Source organism: Erythrobacter sp. (assembly GCF_024305245.1).
Taxonomy (GTDB): domain Bacteria; phylum Pseudomonadota; class Alphaproteobacteria; order Sphingomonadales; family Sphingomonadaceae; genus Erythrobacter.
Window position 1 is genome coordinate 119454 of sequence record NZ_JAMWYX010000004.1, and the last position, 17979, is coordinate 137432.

Below are 17979 nucleotides of genomic sequence, written 5' to 3' on the forward strand. Positions count from 1 at the left end.
CCTCCCAGACCGAACTAGCCCGCATCGCCATCGGCGTGACCTTGGCCTGCGTGGGTCGCAGCTTCGGATCCGCCCGCACCCTTGCCGCCATTGGCGTTCCACCAATAGGGCTGGCGGGTCGCGGTGCCGGTGCCGACTTCGTTGAGCGTTGCCGCATCGTACAACCGCCCGCCGAGCATCACCTGTTCGATATTGTCCGAATTGGCGATATCGACGCTGGGATCGTCGGACAGGATCACGAGGTCGGCCAGCTTGCCGACTTCGAGGCTGCCGATATCCTTCGCCATGCCCAGCGATTGTGCCGCAGCGATGGTGCCCGTCTTCAGCGCCTCGACCGGGCTCATCCCGCCGCGCGCGAAGCTCCACAATTCCCAATGCGCGCCGATCCCGGATTGCTGGCCGTGCGCACCGATGCTGACCTTCACGCCGCGCTCGCTCAGCTTCTTCGCCTCGCGTGCGGAATTGTCATCGACGAAGGCCCACTCCGGCGCTTTCACCCGCCGGGCATTGGCGGCCAGCAGCGCGCGGGGCGGGGTGTGGATCATCAGCGGGTGATCGAACACGTCCATTGCCTGCCGCCAGTAAGGATCGCCCGCCAGCCCGCCATAGGTCACCACCAGCGTGGGGGTGTAATTGCTGTTCGACTGACCGAAGAATTGCAGCACGTCTTCGTAAAACACATCGATCGGGACATTGTGTTCGATTGTGGAATTGCCATCGGCGACAAGGTTCATGTCCATCCCGAACAGCGATCCGCCCTCGGCCACCACCAGCATGTTTTCGGCTGCGGCCGCGCGCGCAACCATCTGCCGCTGTTCGCGGCGGGGCTGGTTGTAGTTCTTCACCGAGACACCGCCCTGCGCCTTGATCCGGCGCACATGCGCCAGCGCATCGTCATAGGTATCGATCCGCGCATACACGCCGGGCGCCTTGGCCCCGTAGATGATCTCTCCGGTCGAGAAGATGCGCGGGGCCAGCGTCAGCCCTGCGCGCTGGCGTTCGGCGGCGGCGAACACCGTGCTGGCCTGGCTCGACGGATTGTGAACCGTGGTCACGCCCAGCGCCAGATCCTGCAGCAACGTCCAGTTCTGCTGCGGAATCAGATCGCCGACCCCGTAAGGCCCATGCGCGTGCGCATCGACGAGGCCGGGCATGATGGTCTTGCCGCTGGCGTCGATGAAGCGCGTGCCTTCGGGGAAGGCCATCTTCACGGTCGTGGCATCGTGGACGCCGGTGATGCGGTCACCTTCGATCACGATCATGCCGTTTTCGATCACCCCGGCATCATCCGCGGCAAGGCCCGCCGCCATCGTCAGCACTCGCGCCCCGGTGATTACCGTGGTGCCGCTCGGCGCGGCTTTCTCCACCGTCACGCCCAGCGCAATGCCGCCGGTGGGCGGGGCATAGCCTTTCGCCTTGTCGTCATCGGCCTTGGGTGCAGCAGCAAAGAAGTCGCTGACCTGTGCGCTTTGCAGGCTCGGCCCGATCGACCAGAACAGGGTTTCGCCCCCGTTCGCCCAGCCGAGGTAATCCGCGCCGCCGCTGCTGACCTTGGTGACCGGCAGCGCACCGCCCTTTTCGCTGACGTCGACCGGCTTGCCGCCCGGCACCAGCGGCATCGCGAACACTTCGTAATTCTGGCGAAAGGCGATGGTTCGGCCATCAGGCGCGATGCGGAAATCATTGGCGAGTTCGCCGCGCGCGTGGACGCGGCTGGCTTCGCCGTTGAGGTCGGTGGAGACGAGCGCCAGCTTGTCACCATCGCCGGTCAGCATGAACAGCCGGTCGCTATCCGCGCCCCATTGCGGGCTGCCGCCGTCACGGCTGACAAGACGCGGCTCGCCGGAGCCGCTTGTAGGCATCACGTAAACACCGGGGTTTTCCGAATATTCGGGCGCGGTCAGGTATCCGCCTTCGCGCTTTTCGAAGGCGATCATGCTGCCATCTGGCGAAAAGGCAATGTTGCCGAAATGGCCCGGGCCGGTCAGCACCCGGCGGTTCTGCCCATTGGCATCGGCGAGCACGATCTCGCCCAATGTCTTGTCGTTCCAGCGCACGTAGGCGAGGCTGCCGCCATCACGGCTGAACGCGGGGAAGGCTTCCACTGCATCTGCCGGATCGCCGGTCAGAGGAGCGGGGGCGTCCTTGCCCCTGGCCGACTTGGAATGCAGCCGTCCGAGGGTTTCGAACACCACCCGCGAACCATCGGGCGAAAGCGTGGCGAAGCGCGGCATCGAAGTGGCGAAGCGATCGGGTGACACTTCGATCACCGGATGCGGCGCATCGGCCACGCCCCGGGTGTCGTTGATCGCGAACGGGATCACCGCATGGCCGCTGCCGTCGCGATTCACGCGGTTGAGCTTCCCGCCCGCCCAGAACACGATCCCGCTGCTATCGGGCAACCAGTCGATATTGGGATAGACCCCGGTGACCGCCCAGGTTTCCTGCACATCCAGATCAAGCGCACCGTAGATCATCCGCTCGCGCCCGCTGGAGAGGTCTTTCACCCACAACTGGCTCTGATCCTTGTCGCGCCGGACGAAGGCGATCTCGGTGCCGTCGGGCGAGGGTGCCGGGCGAACCGCGCCGCCATAGCCGCCGACTGCGGTGGTGACTTCGCCGGTCGCCAGATCGTGGCGTTCGATCGCGAAGATGCCCGCGTTGGAATCCTGCGCGTATTCGAAGATGTTTCCGCCCGTGGTGTTGCGGGTGTAGTAGATTGCGCTGCCATCGGGGGCGAACACCGGCTCGCCCAGTTCCTTCTGCAGCTTCTCGTTGGCGCGCTCGACCACCTGCACCCCGCCGCCGCCGCTGACGTGATACAGCCAGATTTCGCCTGTGCCGAGCGAACGGCCGGTGGTGAAATGCTTCTTGGCGGCAATGAATCGCCCGTCGGGCGACCAAGTTGGCTGATTGAGCAGGCGGAAATCTTCCTTGGTCACCTGCCGCGCGTCACCGCCGTCGATGTTCATAACCCAGATGTTGTCCCCGCCGCCGCGATCGGAAGTGAACGCGATGCGGGTGCCATCGGGCGAGAAACGCGGGTGCACGTCCCACGCAAGGCCTTCGGTAATGCGCTTGGGCGTGCCGCCGGTAATCGGCATGGTGTAGATATCGCCGAGCAGCGTGAAGGCGAGCGTCTGCCCGTTTGGCGCGACGTCGACATCCATCCACGTGCCTTCGTCGGTCTTGATCGAAACCTGCGTGATTGTCGCACCCTTGGGCGCTTCGACGCTCCAGCTTGTCTCGGCTTTGGCGTCTTTGCCCTTCGATTGGGCTGAGATCGGTGCTGCAATGCAGGCGGCCCCGGCGAGCAGGGCGGCGGCGATATGGCGCATGAAAATGTCTCCTCTGTTGAGGGGGAGACTAGCGGCGCGCAAGGATATTGCCAGCGGTCACATATGTCATTTGTCGATTAGGCCCCATTGCTGGTCCATGCTAACCCCCTCGCAGGCTATTGCCGAAATTCGGTGCGGTGCACCGTCGCGACAAGGGGGGATCGCGTTTGACCGAAGCACGCACGCCGCCGCGGGTGGTCGGACCCGTAGGCGCAACGCTCATGAGCATCAACGGCATGATCGGGGCAGGGATCTTTGCCTTGCCCGCGCTGCTCTATGCCGAAGTCGGCAATTTCGCGCCGTGGATGTTCCTGATCTTCGGCCTGTTTTACTCCTGCGGCACGCTGATCGTCGCCCGGCTGTGCAACATGTTCCGCTCATCGGGCGGGCCGCAGCTCTGGATACAAGCCGCATTCGGTCCGTTTGTCGGCTTTCTGATCGGGTTCTGGGCAGTGCTCGGCATAAGTGCTGGCCGTGCTGCGACCCTGTATGTGCTCGTTGCTTACATGGCGGTTATCTTTCCGGTGCTGGCCGAACCCGGTGCCCGGGCGCTGGCGCTGGCGTTCCTGCTCGCGGCGCTGACCGGGATCGTTCTATCGGGGATGCGCAACAGCATCGGTTCGCTGGCGGTAGGAACCGTGCTCAAGCTTACGCCGATTCTGTTGCTTTGCGGGGTGGCCTACGCTTCGGGGGGGATTGCGACCGAGTTCGTGCTGCCGCGTTTCGGCCAGTTCGAAAGCATTGCGCTGCTGGTCTATTTCGCATTTTCGGGTGCGGAGCTTGGGGCGTTGTCGGCCGGCGAACTGAAGCGACCACGGCGCGATCTGCCGCTAACGATGCTGGGTTCGCTGGCGCTGATCACCGTTTTCTACATGATGGTGCAATGGGCTTTCATCGCGGCTGGAGCCCCCCAGAGCAATGGGGATGCAACCCCGCTGGCTGCCGCCGCCGGAGCCGTGATGGGCGACACAGGCGTATTGATCGTCAGCGTGGCAGCGGTCTTCTCGATCGCAACCAGTGCACTGAACTTTTTCATCGGCGGGCCGCGGATCGTCTTTGGCATGGCCGATCGCGGTCTGTTGCCCGCGACATTCGCCCATATATCGCCCCGGTTCCAGGCGCCCGACCGTGCGGTGCTACTGTTCGCCGCTACCACAGCCGTCATGCTGTCGAGCGGAGCCTTCGTCTTTCTGGCGCAGGTCACAGCGCTGGCATCGACGGTGACAAGCCTGCTGGTGATCGCCAGTTTCGTCGTCCTGATGCGCCGCACGGACGAGCGGCACAATGGCCGCCTCGCGCTCTACTGGTGGCCGGTGATGGCGGTGTCGGGCGGGTTTACCGTGTTCACCATGATCCAGGCGCCGGCCAGCGCGTTCGGGCTGATGATCGTGCTGCTGATCGTGGGAACCGGGCTCTATTTCGTCGCGCGCCGCCAGGAGGCGCGGGTTCCCGATCCCGTCTTCGACTAACCGAATTTCAGGAAAACTGGCCCCGCTTTGGCCCGAGATAGCCGAACAGATACGCCCCCACCTTGCGCATCTGGATTTCCTCGCTGCCTTCGGTGATTCGGTAGCGGCGGTGGTGGCGGTAGATGTGTTCGAACGGCTTGTGGCGCGAATAGCCGATGCCGCCGTGGACCTGCATCGCCCGGTCCGCCGCCTCGCACACCAGCCGGTTCGCCCAGTAATTGCACATCGAGACCTTGTCGCTGATGGTGCGCTCGATCTGTTCGTGGGGCATATTGTCCATTTCCCACGCGGTCTTGAAGATCAGCAGCCGCAGCATTTCCGACTGCGTGGCGAGCTCCACCAGCGGAAACTGGATCGCCTGATTGCGGGCGAGTTCCTCGCCGAAGGGCTTGCGTTCCCGCGCATATTTCACGCTCTCGTCGATGCAATAGAGCGCCGCGCCGCAGCTCGACGCCGCCTGCCGGATGCGGTTCTGATGAACGAAGCTCTGCGCCAGCGCGAGGCCGCGCCCTTCGATGCCCAGTACAGCTTCGTCCGGCACCCAGACATTGGTGACGCTGAGGCGCGGGTGATCGGTGGGCATGTTGAAGGTCCACATCCACTCCTCGATTTTCAGGCCCTCGGTGGGGTTGGGGACGAGGAAGCAGGTGATACCGCTGGCATCGCCCGCCTTGCCGCTGGTGCGCGCGAACATCGCGCAGTGGGTGGCGACGTGCATGCCGGTGATCCACATCTTCTCGCCGTTGATGAGCCAGCCGTCGATGCCATCGCGGGTTTCTCGGACGGCGACCGTCTCCATGTGCGTGGCGTCCGATCCGTGGTCGGGTTCGGTCAGGCCGAAGGCGACGCGGCGGGTGCGCTCGAACCCGCCGGTGATGAATTCCTGCTTCTGCTCCTCGGTCCCCCACTGGTCGAACATGGCGACGAAGGGGAAATTGCCGACGATGGAGTGCTCGTTCTGCAAGTCATTGTGAAGGCCCAGCCCTTGGCGCGCGAAATGCTCGCGGATCACCGCCATCCAGAGGTTGCTGCCATCCTTGCCGCCGTAACGCTTGGGCGCAGAGAAGCGCCAATGGCCCGCCTTGTCGGCGCGGCGGGTGGCCTCTTTAAGGAGTTCTTCCCACTCGTGCCGGGGCAGCCCGCCCGCTTCGAAGTCCGTCCGCGCATATTCGCGGCGGTGGTCGAAGAAGCGGATATTGTCGTCCTGCTGCTCGAGCGGCTTGATCTCGGCGGCGATGAAGGCATTGAGTTCATCGAGATAGGCTTGCAGTTCGGCGGGGATGGCGAAGTCCATGGTTATTCCTTCTCCTTCATCACCCATCGCTCCCGCGCCACAGCCAGCGAGGGATAACCAGGGACGTCTGCGCTTAATTTCTCGATTGCATCTTGCTGCAAATCCCAGAGCAAGTTTGGCGTTGCGAGGGATTCTTTTCCGGAGAGAATGTCCCGTGCTCGCTCACGATCACACGCCCGAGGCCAGAGCGATTCGTCCCGCACAATCATCTTGAGGGCATTTCGAGCGACCGCGTGCTGGAAACGGTCATGTCCGGACATCAGCGGCTTGATCGTTTCCAGCCACTCGATGACGGCTTCAGCAAGCTCACCATTGGTCGCCTCGCCAGCTTCTTTCTCCACTTCGAAATCGAAGCATGCTGGTTCCCGCTCCGCCTCCGGAGCATCCTCCTCCAGCAGCAGCAGCAGATCGAGTTCCTGCTCGCTCGTACGCCTTGAGATCACTACGCGTTCGAGCATCCGGTCCGCGCCCGAGCGCCATTGCGCCGCCATCTTGAGGCAACCGAGCGCCCACCACACGGTGCGAAAGATCGTCCAGAAGCGGAAGCGCGCCGGGTCTATTGTTCCCCCCGCCTCGGCCTCATAGGCGGCGAGGTAGTCCGCGATGCTCCCCAGCCCCAACGCCGGCCGGTCGTAGCGGGCGAAGCGCCACACCGCCATGCAGCCGAAGGCGAGGTCTTCGTGGGGGTCGCCGAAATGGGCGAGTTCCCAGTCGAGCACGCCGGTCAGGCGCGAGCCTTCGACCAGCAGGTTGCCCATGCGGTAATCGCCGTGATTGAGGACAGGCTCGACTGGCGTGGGACAATTGTCCTCCAGCCACTTCAGCCCCAGAGCAATGATCGGGCGATCCCCGCCCGCTTCGATGAACTGCGCCTTGAGGTCGGCAATCGCGGCGCGGTAATCCATCACCGGTACGCCTGCGGGCACATCGGCCTGACGCAGGCGATGAATCCGCGCCAAGTCCCGCGCCGCCTCTCGCAGCAACCCCGCCGGATCGCCGCACGCCAGAATGACCTTGGGATCAGCGGTCCCCGGCAGCGCGCCCATGATGAAGCCCGAACCGAGGCCGTCCGCTTCTTCCAGCACCGCCACGACCTCCGGCGCGGTCACACCCTTGGCGCGCGCCGCCTCGATCAGCGCGGCCTCGGTAGCATGCCCGTAAGGCCGCCCTTCCATGAAAGCGATACTCGGCGCGCGGCGCAGCACGAAAGCCGCGTCCCCGGACACAAAGCGCCAGCTTTCCATCACCGCCCCGCCGGTGAGCCGCTGCGGCTCTTCCGACATCGCGCCAAGCCCGGCGCGGGTACACACCCGCGCCAAACCCGCCTGCAGTATATCTGTATCGATCACTTGATCTGCTTGCGCATCCGCTTGGCGCGCGCGGCGGGGTTGGGGTGGGTCTGCAGCAGTGCAATCCCGCCACCGCCGCCATTCAACGCCGCCAGCTTGTCCATCGCGGAAGGGCAACCCTGCAGATTGTAGCCTCGCGCCGCCATGAAGGTGAGCGCGTAGTCATCCGACGCCGTTTCCGCCTTTTGCGAATGCTGCGCATACATCACGTTCTGCAGCAGCCCGCCCAGTTCCGAATTGGCGACTTGGCGCACCCCGCCGCTGGCGGTTCCGGCAACGCTGAGTGCCGCATCCTGTTGCAGCGCGCGGCGCATCCGCTTTTGCCCGTGTTCCAGCTTCACATGGCCGATTTCGTGGCCGATCACGCAGCGCACTTCATCGTCGTTCATGGCGTCCATCAGCCCGGAATAGACCCGCACCGTGCCATCGCCCATCGCAAAGGCGTTCACGTCATCGGCGAGGTATGCCTTGATATCGAGGTTCAGCCCATCATAGCTGTCCAGTCCCTGCGTCAGCTTGGCGAGGCGGACGGCATACGGATCTTTCGCCGGAGCGAGCGGGTTCCGGCGGTCCATCTCGTCGGACATCTGCCCGAAATAGGCGACCATCTGTTCGTCCGATACGGTTGCGGCCTGCGCCACTTTCCTGGCTGCCCCCATGACGTCGCCCATGCTCTGCGAATGGGCCGGAGCCGCCGGTGCGAGCATTGTCGCACCGGCCAGTCCAGCGGCGGCGAGCACCGGTGAAAGCGCGGCCAGAAGCTTGATTCCCTTAAGCATAAGTCATCCTCCCTCTGGCCGTACGATGCTCGCCAACCGCCCGATTATCAAGCGGGGACGTTGTCCTTCTTGACGGTGATTACCTGCGCATAGGTGAACTCCTTCAGGCCTTCCTTGCCGTATTCGGCGCCGAAGCCCGACTGCTTGTGCCCGCCGAACGGCGCGAAGGGCGACAGGTGGAGGAATTCGTTGACCCACACCGTCCCGGTTTCGAGCTGTTCGGCGATTTCGACGCCCTTTTCCGGGTTGCCGGTCCACACCGCGCCCGCCAGCCCGTAATCGCTGGCATTGGCGCGGGCGATCACTTCCTGCTCGCTGGAGAACTTCATCAGCGGCATCACCGGGCCGAATTGTTCCTCGGCCACGATCCGCGCGTCTTCGGGCGGGTTGTCGAGGATGGTCAGCGGCACGAAGTAGCCGGTGCCGCTCGGATCGACATTGCCGCCGAGCAGGAACTTGTAGCCGTTGTCCTTGGCATCCTCGATCAATTCGACCACGCGGTCGAACTGCTTCTTGTTCTGGATCGGGCCGACTCCTGTGCCCTGCTGTGCGCCGTCGCCGACGGTTACGGTCTTGGCGAATTCGACGATCGCGGCGGACAGTTCGTCATAGATATCCTCGTGGATATAGACGCGCTTGGCCGCGACGCAGATCTGCCCGGCGTTGGAAAAGCTCGACCAGAACAGCTGTTCGGCAACCTTCTTGGGATCGGCATCGGGCAGCACGATCGAGGCGTCGTTGCCGCCGAGTTCGAGCGTGATGCGCTTCAGGTCGGCGCTGGCGCCCTCCATGATCTTCTTGCCGGTCGCGGTCGATCCGGTGAAGGTGATCTTGTCGATATCGGGGTGCGAAGTCATCATCGGGCCAAGGTCGTCCTCGCCGGTGATGATGTTGACCACGCCTGCAGGCACCTTGTCGGCGATCAGTTCGGCGATCCGCAGTGTGGTCAGCGGAGTGAAGGGCGAAGGCTTGAGGATGATGGTGCAGCCCGACAGCATGGCGGGCACGATCTTCTGGATCGCCATCATCACCGGGAAGTTCCACGGCACGATCCCGGCGACCACGCCCACCGGCACGCGGCGGGTGCGCGACAGGCGGGTGTCGCTGTCCTCGGTCACTTCGTCATCGAGGCTGAGGGTCGATTGCGCCGCGCTCATGCCCGCCGCGCCGTAGATTTCGCCCTTGGCCTGATCGTGCGGCTTGCCCTGTTCGCTGGTCAGCAGGCGATAGAGTTCGTCGGCATTGGCCTTGATCGCGCCCGAAATCGCCATGATCGCGGCGCGGCGTTCCTCGATCGGCGTGTTCTTCCAGCTCTTGAACGCGGCGCGCGCGGCGGCGACTGCCTTGTCGAGCTCGTCCTGGCCGCAAGCCGGAACCTGGCCGATGACCTGTTCGGTCGCCGGGTTGACCACGTCGAGCCAGCGGTCGGTGGTGATCATTTCGCCGTTGATAAGATTTTTATACTGCGTGGCCATGATGGTTCCTCTCTCGTCGAATGGGGGAGTCGTCCCTCGCCTGCGTAAACTGGCGCGTTGCAAAGCAAAACGCAATCGCTGGCTGTGGTGGTGGTGTCGGCGGCGGGGCTGTTCGCTCCGCCTGACGATTGCGCATTCGGGGCGGGCGCTTATGGAAGCAACCGAACACGCCTACACGGAGAGCATGCATGAGTGATTCCCGCCCCGATCTGGTCATCTACGGCAGCCCTGTTTCGCCTTTTGCCCGCAAGGTGGCAGGCGTGTGCATCGCCAAGGGCGTCCCCTACGAGACCGAGGCGGTGAACGTGTTCGACCCGCCGCAATGGTTCCGCGATATCTCGCCCATGAAGCGCATTCCGGTGCTGCGCGACCGTTCGGTGGCAGAGGAAGGTGTGGCGGGCACCATCGCCGACAGCTCGGCCATTTGCGCGATGGTCGAACGCAAGCATCCCGAACCCGCGCTTTATCCCGCAGACCCGATGGCGCTGGGCGAGGCGCTGTTCATCGAGGAATATGCCGACACCTCGCTGGCGATGGCCGGGGGTCTGGGCATCTTCCGCCCGATCTTCTTCGCAGTGAGCAAGGGGCAGGAGCCCGATCTCGACAAGGCGCGCGATACCTGGGCCAATCAGCTGCCGCCGATCTTCGATGTGCTGGAGGCGCGGCTGGGCGGGCGCGAATTCTTCGCCGGCGATAGCGTGTCGATTGCCGATATCTCGGTCGCCTGCGTGCTGATGCAGGTGTCGCTGGTGGCGGAAACGCCGCTGGGGCAATGGCCCGCGCTCGAAGCACATTTTGCCGCGATGCAGGCGCTTCCTGCGATTGCGGAACCTTACGCGGCGGCGGATACAATCATCCGCAAGGCCTTGCCGACCCGCTTCGACCTGACCTAATCCCACCACCGGCACAGCAATCAAGGGGCAAGAGCAGCGCACATGGCCAGTGAATGGTGCATCGGGATCATCGGCGGATCGGGTCTCTATGCGATAGACGGCATCGAGGATGCGCAATGGATCGCGATCGACACGCCGTGGGGTGATCCCTCCGACGAAATTCTGTGCGGCACGTTCGCCGGGGTGAAGGTGCGCTTTCTGCCTCGCCACGGACGCGGGCATCCGATTACGCCGACGCAGCTCAATTCGCGCGCCAATATCGATGCGCTGAAGCGCGCGGGATGCACCGATATTCTCGCGATCAGCGCAGTCGGCAGCTTGCGCGAGGAACTGGAGCCGGGACGGTTTGCCGTGGTCGAACAATTCATCGATCGCACGGTGCATCGCCCCAGCACGTTCTTCACCAACGGGTTTGTCACGCATGTCTCGATGGCCGATCCGGTGTGCCCGCGCCTGTCGGAAATGGCAGCCAAAGCGGTCGCCAAGGCGAAGGGCAAGGTCGCGGTCGGCGCGACCTATCTCGCCATGGAAGGCCCGCAATTTTCCACCCGCGCCGAAAGCCGGATGTACCGCCAGTGGGGCGCGGATGTGATCGGCATGACCGCGATGCCCGAAGCGAAACTCGCCCGCGAAGCTGAGCTGCCTTATGCGCTGGTCGGCATGGTCACCGACTATGATTGTTGGCGCGAGGGCGAGGCGGTGGATGTCGCCGAGGTGATCGGGCAGATGCAGGCCAACGGCGCGCTTGCCAGGACAATGGTGAAAAACTTCATCGAAGCCCTGCCCAAGACGCGCGATCCCTCGCCGATCGACAACGCGCTGGACGATGCGGTGATCACTTCGCCCGACGAGCATGATCCGGCTGTGCTGGCGAACCTCGATGCGGTCGCCCGGCGGTTGCTCGGGTAAAACCGCAACCGCATTCCGGCGCGCGCCGTGATGCCTCTTCCGCCGGGCAGCCGTGACCTCCGCACGGGCCGCCGCACGCCAGCAACCGGCGAGCCTGCCGGGCGGATCAATCATCCGCTGCGCGACTTGCTCGGATGCAGGCCACCACGGAAGAACCACCACGGAGGAAAGCGCGTGTTGAAATCGATCCTGATGGGTCTTGTCGGAGGCCAGCGAGCATTGACCCCGCTCGCCGTTGTCGCGGTAGCGGCGGCGCGCGGAGAGCTTCCCCGCGATAACGGAGCGCCGCGCATATTAAGCCATCCCGCAGTGGTCGCCGGTGCGGTCGCGCTCGCCGTGGGCGAAATGGCGGGCGACAAGCTTCAATCCGCGCCCGACCGGGTGATGCCGGCGGGTCTGGTGGCACGGTTCGCCACCTCGGCAATTGCAGGCGCCGCCCTTGCGCCGCGGCACCAACGCTGGACGGCTGCGGCAGTCGGCGGCACGACCGCGCTGATCGCGTCCTATGTCGGATGGCGCGCGCGGATGAAGGCGATGGAGCGGCAAAGCCAGGCCGCCACCGGCTTTGTCGAGGACGCAGCGGTGCTTGGGTCAGCCGTGGCAGTGGTGCGGGCCTGACCGGAAAAAGCGGCTCTCCGGCATTGCCGGGCGCGCGTCTGGCTGCATTTTTGACGATTTATTGACGCTGGCGGCGTTGACGCTCACCCGCTTTGCGGCGCAGTATTGCTTCAGGAAATCCACCGATAATTCAGACCTTCCGGGCTGGGCAGGGAAACCGCGCTGCCGCCGTCGGGAAAGCCGTGTCCGGTGAGATCAGGAGGCGGAGATGCGTGGTTCGATCAAACCCGGAATGGCAATCGCGGCCGCTGGATTGTGGCTGGCAATCGCAGGCATATTCGTCGTTGCCGCTGCGGATGCCGCAGACGGCAGGCTGGTCACCGCGCAGGTTGCATCGGCGGTTTCCGCGCTCCCGACCATCGAAGCAGAGTTGCAAGCAGGCGGAGATCATTCGCGCGGTTCCGCTCCATCCCGATGCGGTTTTGGTGAAGGCCGACTGCTGAAACGGCTGTTCTCTACGCCGGATCATTTCGAGGGCGAATGCAGCCAGCCATGATTTCTGCGACAGGTGCCGCCCCCATAACGTCGCAGGAGCGCGTCGGCGTGCTCGACGTGCTGCGCGGCTTTGCGCTGCTGGGCGTGCTGATGGTTCATCTCAACACCTGGCCCGCGCCGCCATTTCTGACGACCGAGGTGCAATGGGCGGCGTTGACAGCGACGCGCGCCGACCGATGGACCGAATTTCTCGCCACGTGGCTGTTCTATGACAAGGCCAATACGCTGTTCGCCTTCCTGTTCGGCGCAGGCTTCTGGGTGCAGATGCAGCGGATGATGGGCCGGGCGGCGGTGACGGGGGCGGCAACCGGCACAAGCGGCAGCTTCGGGACGCTCTATCTGCGCCGCCTTGCGGTGCTGCTGGCGATAGGCATCATCAACTGCGCCTTCTTCTGGCCGTGGGACATCCTGCACGTCTATGCCATCGCAGGCTTCGCGCTGTTCGCGCTACGCAACGCCAGCGACCGGCTGCTGCTGATTGGCGGACTGGTGTTCGCTTTTGCCGGTCGGCCGGTTCTGGACCTTGTGCTCGAACGGCTCGGCACGATGGGCCCTGCACTTGAGATGGCCTATGCCGATGCGGCCATTCTCGAACGCCAATCGGCGACAAGTTACGCCGATCAATTCGGGCTGTTCCAGCAACTGACCTTCGTCGAATGGCTGTCGGGCGGGCTGATCGTCGGCTGGCTCGCCTATGCGCTGGGGCGGTTCATGATCGGCGCTTACGTCGCGCGTCGCGGCTGGCTGCAGCGCTCGGGCGAGCTGCTGCCGCAATACCGCTTCTGGCTGGCGGTATGCCTGCCGCTCGGTCTTGCGGGTGAATTTGTGGCCACAGCGCTTTCGCTGGAGACGTTTGCAGCACTCGCACCGCTCGCCGGGATGAAGACCGCGCTGCATTTCGCCAGCGTCCCGCTACTCGCTGTCGGCTATGTCTGCCTGATCGTGCTTGTCTATCATTCGGGTGCATCGGGGCTGGTCCGCATCTTTGCGCCGGTCGGCCGGATGGCGCTGACCAATTACATTGCGCAAGGGATCGCCATCGGCCTGCTGCTTTACGGCTTCACCCCCGCGCTCGACATGCTGGGCAAGATCGGCCCGCTCGCGCTGACCGTTTGCGGACTTGGCTTTTTCGCAGCGCAAATCGTCGTCAGCCACTGGTGGCTGCGCGTCTTTGCCTATGGTCCGCTCGAATGGGTCTGGCGGGCGCTGACTTACGGCGCGCGCCCGCCGATGCGGCGCGCCGTCACGCGGGCGATGCCGGCGTGACGGCGCTCACCGTGCAAGCGCTTGGCTGATCTCACCCCGCCGCCAGCAGACTGGCGTTGCCGCCCGCTGCCGTGGTGTCGATCGTCATCACCCGTTCGGTGGCAAAGCGCAGCAGATAGTGCGGCCCACCCGCTTTCGGGCCGGTGCCCGACAGGCCCTCGCCGCCGAACGGCTGGCTTTCCACCACCGCACCGATCTGGTTACGGTTGACGTAGAAATTGCCGACCCGCGCGCGCGCCTTCACGAACCGCCGCGTTTCCGCGATGCGGCTGTGCAGGCCGAGCGTTAGGCCGAAGCCGGTGGCGTTGATATCCTCGACCACCTGCCCCAATTCGCTCGCCCGGAAGCGCGCGACGTGCAGCACCGGGCCGAAATGTTCGCGTTGCAGATCGCGGATCGAGCCGAGCTCGACGATGGTCGGCGCGACGAAGCAGCCCTTTGCCACCCCCGGTGGCAGCGGCAGGCGCGTGACCTTGCGCTCGCTTGTCAGGCAGCGCGCTACGTGGCGTTCCAGCCGCGCCTGCGCATCGGGATCGATCACCGGGCCGACGTCGGTGGCGAGATGCGCCGGATCGCCGATATGCAGCGCCTCGAACCCGCCGCGGATCATTTCGAGCATCTGATCGGCAATGTCATCCTGCAGATACAGCACCCGCAGCGCCGAACAGCGTTGCCCGGCGCTTTGGAAAGCGCTTCCCACCACATCGCGCACCACCTGTTCGGGCAGGGCCGAACTGTCGACGATCATCGCGTTCTGCCCGCCGGTTTCGGCGATCAGCGTGGCGATCGGGCCATCTCTGCCCGCCAGCGTGCGGTTGATCGCCTGCGCGGTCTCGGTCGAACCGGTGAAGGCGACGCCTGCGAGCTTGGGGTGGGCGGTGATCAACTGGCCGACAGTGCCCGCGCCCGGAAGGAGCTGCAACGCTTCGGGCGGGATACCCGCCTCGTGGCACAATCTCACCGCCAGCGCAGCGATCAGCGGGGTCTGTTCGGCGGGCTTGGCGATCACGCTGTTGCCCGCCGCCAGCGCGGCGGCGGCCATGCCGGTGAAGATTGCCAGCGGGAAGTTCCACGGCGAAATCGTGGCGAACACGCCGCGGCCGTGCAGCGAGAGGCTGTTCTCTTCCCCCGTCGGCCCCGGAAGCATGATCGGTGCAGCGAATTGCCGACGCGCCTCGACCGCGTAGAAGCGCAGGAAATCGACCGCTTCGCGCAACTCCAGCACCGCATCGAGCAGGGTCTTGCCCGCCTCGCGCTGGCACAGGCTGAGGAATTCGTCGGTATGCGCTTCGAACAGGTCGGCGGCTTCTTCCAGCAGCAAGGCGCGCTTGTCGCCGCCCAGTGCATCCCAACCCGGCTGGATCGCGGCGGCGCGGGTGAAGGCGGCATCGACTTCCTCGGCCGTGGCATCGCGGCGGGTGCCGACGACCACAGACAGATCATGCGGCATGGTGATCGGGGCGCTTTCGCCCGGATTTGCCGCCGGGAAAGTCGGCTCGGCCCGCCAGTGGACGTTTTCGAGCGATGTCAGCCGCGCTTGCAGCGGTTCTCGCACCAGCGGATCGCTGAGGTCGATGCCTGCGCTGTTGCGGCGGTTTGCAAAGATATCGCCAGGCAGCGGGATCGCCGGATTGCGGCGCGGAGCCAGCGCGGCGAGTTCGGCCACCGGATCGCCGACCAGCTCCTCGGGCGCGGTATCGGCATCGCCCATGCGGTTGACGAAGCTGGTGTTCGCGCCGTTTTCCAGCAGGCGGCGCACCAGATAGGCGAGCAGTTCCTTGTGCCCGCCGACCGGAGCATAGATACGCACCGGGGTTCGCCGGTTGCCTTCGAGCGCGTGGAGCGCGTCATACACTTCCTCGCCCATCCCGTGCAGGCGCTGGAATTCGAATGATCGCCCTTCGCTGAGTTCTTTGATCGATGCGATGGTGTAGGCGTTGTGCGTGGCGAAGGCCGGGTGGATCACATCGGCGTGTTCGAACAGGCGCGCGGCGCAGGCGAGGTAGGACACATCGGTTGCCACCTTGCGGGTGAACACCGGGTAATCATCATATCCGCCGACCTGCGAAAGCTTGATCTCGCTGTCCCAATATGCGCCCTTGACCAGCCGCACGAACAGCTTGCGCCCGTGTCGCCGGGCCAGCTTGCCCGCCCAATCGCACAGCGGCACGCCGCGCTTCTGATAGGCCTGCACCGCAAGCCCGAACCCTTCCCAGCGGCTGCCGTCGGGACGGCGGAACAGTTCATCATCCGCCACCAGTTCCTCGATGATGTCGAGGCTGAGTTCCAGCCGCTCGGCTTCTTCGGCGTCGATGGTGAAGTGGATGTCGGCATCGCGCGCCCTGATCGCCAGCGCCTTGACCACCGGCACCATCGCCGCGCGCGCCTGATCGGCGTGGAAGAAGGTGTATTTGGGATGCAACGCCGACAGCTTGACCGAAATGCCCGGTGATCCGCCCACGCCTGCGCCAGCCTCGCGCGCCAGCCGGGTCAGCGCGGCTTCGTAGGCCAGCCGGTACTTTTCGGCATCGTGATAGGTCATTGCGGCCTCGCCCAGCATGTCGAAGCTGTGGGTGATGCCCTTCGCACGTTCGGGGGCCGCGCGCTTCAGCGCTTCCTCGATCGTGCGGCCGAACACGAATTGCCCGCCCAAAATCCGCATTGCCTGCATCGTCGCGGTGCGGATCACCGGCTCGCCCAGCCGGTTCATGGTGCGCTTCAGCACTTTGCCCATCCCGCGCTGGTGCGCCTCGGGCTGTTCCAGCACTTCGCCGGTCAGCATCAGCGAAAAGGTCGCCGCATTGACGAAGGTGGACGAGCTTTCGCCCAGATGCTCGCCCCAGTCGATGGTGCCGATCTTGTCGCGGATCAGCGCGTCGGCGGTGGCGGCATCGGGCACACGCAGCAGCGCTTCGGCAAGGCACATCAGCGCGATGCCTTCATCCGTGTCGAGCCCGTATTGCTGCAGGAAGGCATCGACCCCGCTGGCCTTTTCCTCGCGCGCGCCTTCGATCAGGCGGATTGCCAGAGCGGCGGCATCGGCATGGACCCGCACAGCCGGAGCCGCCTGTTCCAGCCGCTCGGCGATGCAGGCTTCCTCCTCGGCGCGATAGGCGCGGCGCAGCGCGGTGCGATCCACGGGGGCAAAGGAAAAAGCAGCTGCTGCGTCGGCCATATATGTGTTCACCTCATACGAATCGGGGCAATTCGCCGCGCCTTGAACCCCCAGCGGCTGCGCTTCAAGTTCAGTGTTTGCAACATTGCTCCGGTGCGGCCGCCCAGTGCAGGCGGCGTGCTTGAACGCAGGCGACCGGCTGTTAAGGTCGCAACCGAGCAAAAGGGGATCACCAGCCATGCGGATGTTCTGCTTCCACTGCCGGGATGGCGAAGACGGCGGCCGCCTGCGCGGGATCCACCGCCCGGCGCATCTCGACTTCATTCACGCCAATGCCGACCATTTCGTGATCGTCGGCCCGCTGAAGCGCGGTGACGGGCTGATCATCGGATCGCTGCTGATCGTGAAAGCGGAGGATGAGGAGGCCGCGCGCGCCATCCTCGCCGGCGATCCCTATCTCACCGGCGGCGTGTGGCAATCGATCCGGGTCGACGAGTTCACCCCGCTGCTGGGCGACTGGGCCTAGGCCGGGACTAATGGCCGCTTTCGGGAAGTGGTTGGGACGAGGTTGATGACCGGGATTGGGTGGAAACCTGCCATGGATTCCGAATGATTGCCACACCCGTTCGTGCCTGTCAGACAGGCACCGCGATGACCTATTTGATCTACATCGGTGCGGCACTGGCCGAGATCGCGGGTTGCTTCGCATTTTGGGCTTGGCTGCGCCTTGATCGCACACCGATCTGGCTAATCCCTGGCGTTCTGTCGCTGTGCCTTTTTGCCTTCCTGCTCACGCTCGTCGAGGCTGAGCATGCTGGTCGCACCTATGCGGCTTACGGTGGAATCTATATTCTTTCAGCGCTGGGTTGGCTTTGGATGGCTGAGGGGATCAAACCTGATCGTTGGGACATTATCGGAGTGGCCATCTGCTTATTAGGGGCGTCGATCATTCTGTGGGGACCGCGCCCAGCTTGAATGA

The 17979-nt window shown here is 64.6% G+C and carries 14 protein-coding genes; 8 read left to right on the forward strand and 6 right to left on the reverse strand.

Translation table 11 applies throughout. The features are described from left to right. Positions 1 to 14: 14 nt before the first annotated feature. Positions 15 to 3338, reverse strand: coding sequence for an amidohydrolase family protein (locus Q0L48_RS07385; RefSeq protein ID WP_296719106.1), 3324 nt, complete (start codon positions 3336 to 3338; stop codon positions 15 to 17). Between the two features lie 194 nt (positions 3339 to 3532). Here Q0L48_RS07385 and Q0L48_RS07390 point away from each other — a divergent pair, with 194 nt between their 5' ends. Continuing rightward, positions 3533 to 4807: an APC family permease gene (locus Q0L48_RS07390; protein WP_296719685.1), complete on the forward strand. Its 1275-nt coding sequence runs from the start codon at positions 3533 to 3535 to the stop codon at positions 4805 to 4807. 7 nt (positions 4808 to 4814) lie between these two features. Here Q0L48_RS07390 and Q0L48_RS07395 read toward each other — a convergent pair whose 3' ends face one another. Genes Q0L48_RS07395 through Q0L48_RS07410 form a run of 4 tightly spaced genes read right to left on the reverse strand, consistent with a single transcriptional unit; the run spans position 4815 to position 9704 of the window. Next, positions 4815 to 6101 (reverse strand): acyl-CoA dehydrogenase family protein, encoded by a 1287-nt coding sequence (locus Q0L48_RS07395; protein ID WP_296719108.1) that lies wholly within the window; start codon positions 6099 to 6101, stop codon positions 4815 to 4817. 2 nt (positions 6102 to 6103) lie between these two features. Further along, the gene (locus Q0L48_RS07400) at positions 6104 to 7450 is read right to left on the reverse strand and encodes a phosphotransferase (protein WP_296719110.1); all 1347 of its coding nucleotides are present in this window, start codon (positions 7448 to 7450) and stop codon (positions 6104 to 6106) included. Further along, positions 7447 to 8229: a M48 family metalloprotease gene (locus Q0L48_RS07405; RefSeq protein WP_296719112.1), complete on the reverse strand. Its 783-nt coding sequence runs from the start codon at positions 8227 to 8229 to the stop codon at positions 7447 to 7449. The genes Q0L48_RS07400 and Q0L48_RS07405 overlap by 4 nt, the downstream gene beginning before the upstream one ends. A gap of 47 nt (positions 8230 to 8276) precedes the next feature. Further along, positions 8277 to 9704, reverse strand: a complete 1428-nt coding sequence (locus tag Q0L48_RS07410) for an aldehyde dehydrogenase family protein (RefSeq protein WP_296719114.1) — start codon at positions 9702 to 9704, stop codon at positions 8277 to 8279. A 188-nt stretch (positions 9705 to 9892) separates the two neighbouring features. Here Q0L48_RS07410 and Q0L48_RS07415 point away from each other — a divergent pair, with 188 nt between their 5' ends. The 5 genes from Q0L48_RS07415 (at position 9893) to Q0L48_RS07435 (ending at position 13885) form a co-directional block, all read left to right on the forward strand. Further along, entirely contained in the window at positions 9893 to 10597 is a 705-nt protein-coding gene (locus Q0L48_RS07415; protein WP_296719118.1) for a glutathione S-transferase family protein, read from the forward strand. A gap of 42 nt (positions 10598 to 10639) precedes the next feature. Beyond that, positions 10640 to 11506 carry an S-methyl-5'-thioadenosine phosphorylase gene (gene mtnP, locus Q0L48_RS07420; RefSeq protein ID WP_296719120.1) on the forward strand — a complete coding sequence of 289 codons (867 nt, stop codon included), beginning with the start codon at positions 10640 to 10642 and terminating at the stop codon, positions 11504 to 11506. 174 nt (positions 11507 to 11680) lie between these two features. Beyond that, positions 11681 to 12124, forward strand: a complete 444-nt coding sequence (locus Q0L48_RS07425; protein WP_296719122.1) for a DUF4126 family protein — start codon at positions 11681 to 11683, stop codon at positions 12122 to 12124. A 208-nt stretch (positions 12125 to 12332) separates the two neighbouring features. Next, positions 12333 to 12620: a hypothetical protein gene (locus tag Q0L48_RS07430; RefSeq protein WP_296719123.1), complete on the forward strand. Its 288-nt coding sequence runs from the start codon at positions 12333 to 12335 to the stop codon at positions 12618 to 12620. Further along, positions 12617 to 13885 carry a DUF418 domain-containing protein gene (locus Q0L48_RS07435; protein ID WP_296719125.1) on the forward strand — a complete coding sequence of 423 codons (1269 nt, stop codon included), beginning with the start codon at positions 12617 to 12619 and terminating at the stop codon, positions 13883 to 13885. Before Q0L48_RS07430 ends, Q0L48_RS07435 begins: the two co-directional genes overlap by 4 nt. A 31-nt stretch (positions 13886 to 13916) precedes the next feature. Here Q0L48_RS07435 and putA read toward each other — a convergent pair whose 3' ends face one another. Next, entirely contained in the window at positions 13917 to 17060 is a 3144-nt protein-coding gene (putA, locus tag Q0L48_RS07440) for a bifunctional proline dehydrogenase/L-glutamate gamma-semialdehyde dehydrogenase PutA (protein ID WP_296719126.1), read from the reverse strand. Positions 17061 to 17238: 178 nt separating this feature from the next. Between putA and Q0L48_RS07445 the strand changes: the two genes are divergently transcribed. Next, positions 17239 to 17526 carry a YciI family protein gene (locus tag Q0L48_RS07445; RefSeq protein ID WP_296719127.1) on the forward strand — a complete coding sequence of 96 codons (288 nt, stop codon included), beginning with the start codon at positions 17239 to 17241 and terminating at the stop codon, positions 17524 to 17526. A 125-nt stretch (positions 17527 to 17651) separates the two neighbouring features. Further along, positions 17652 to 17975: a YnfA family protein gene (locus Q0L48_RS07450; RefSeq protein WP_296719129.1), complete on the forward strand. Its 324-nt coding sequence runs from the start codon at positions 17652 to 17654 to the stop codon at positions 17973 to 17975. Positions 17976 to 17979 lie beyond the last annotated feature (4 nt).

Bases quoted from the DNA above. Each gene is read 5' to 3' on its own strand.
- Q0L48_RS07385 (WP_296719106.1), bottom strand. From the start codon at position 3,338: ATGCGCCATATCGCCGCCGCCCTGCTCGCCGGGGCCGCCTGCATTGCA.
- Q0L48_RS07435 (WP_296719125.1), top strand. From the start codon at position 12,617: ATGATTTCTGCGACAGGTGCCGCCCCCATAACGTCGCAGGAGCGCGTC.
- Q0L48_RS07450 (WP_296719129.1), top strand. From the start codon at position 17,652: ATGACCTATTTGATCTACATCGGTGCGGCACTGGCCGAGATCGCGGGT.
- Q0L48_RS07415 (WP_296719118.1), top strand. From the start codon at position 9,893: ATGAGTGATTCCCGCCCCGATCTGGTCATCTACGGCAGCCCTGTTTCG.
- Q0L48_RS07405 (WP_296719112.1), bottom strand. From the start codon at position 8,229: ATGCTTAAGGGAATCAAGCTTCTGGCCGCGCTTTCACCGGTGCTCGCC.
- mtnP (WP_296719120.1), top strand. From the start codon at position 10,640: ATGGCCAGTGAATGGTGCATCGGGATCATCGGCGGATCGGGTCTCTAT.
- Q0L48_RS07395 (WP_296719108.1), bottom strand. From the start codon at position 6,101: ATGGACTTCGCCATCCCCGCCGAACTGCAAGCCTATCTCGATGAACTC.
- Q0L48_RS07445 (WP_296719127.1), top strand. From the start codon at position 17,239: ATGCGGATGTTCTGCTTCCACTGCCGGGATGGCGAAGACGGCGGCCGC.
- Q0L48_RS07430 (WP_296719123.1), top strand. From the start codon at position 12,333: ATGCGTGGTTCGATCAAACCCGGAATGGCAATCGCGGCCGCTGGATTG.
- putA (WP_296719126.1), bottom strand. From the start codon at position 17,060: ATGGCCGACGCAGCAGCTGCTTTTTCCTTTGCCCCCGTGGATCGCACC.
- Q0L48_RS07410 (WP_296719114.1), bottom strand. From the start codon at position 9,704: ATGGCCACGCAGTATAAAAATCTTATCAACGGCGAAATGATCACCACC.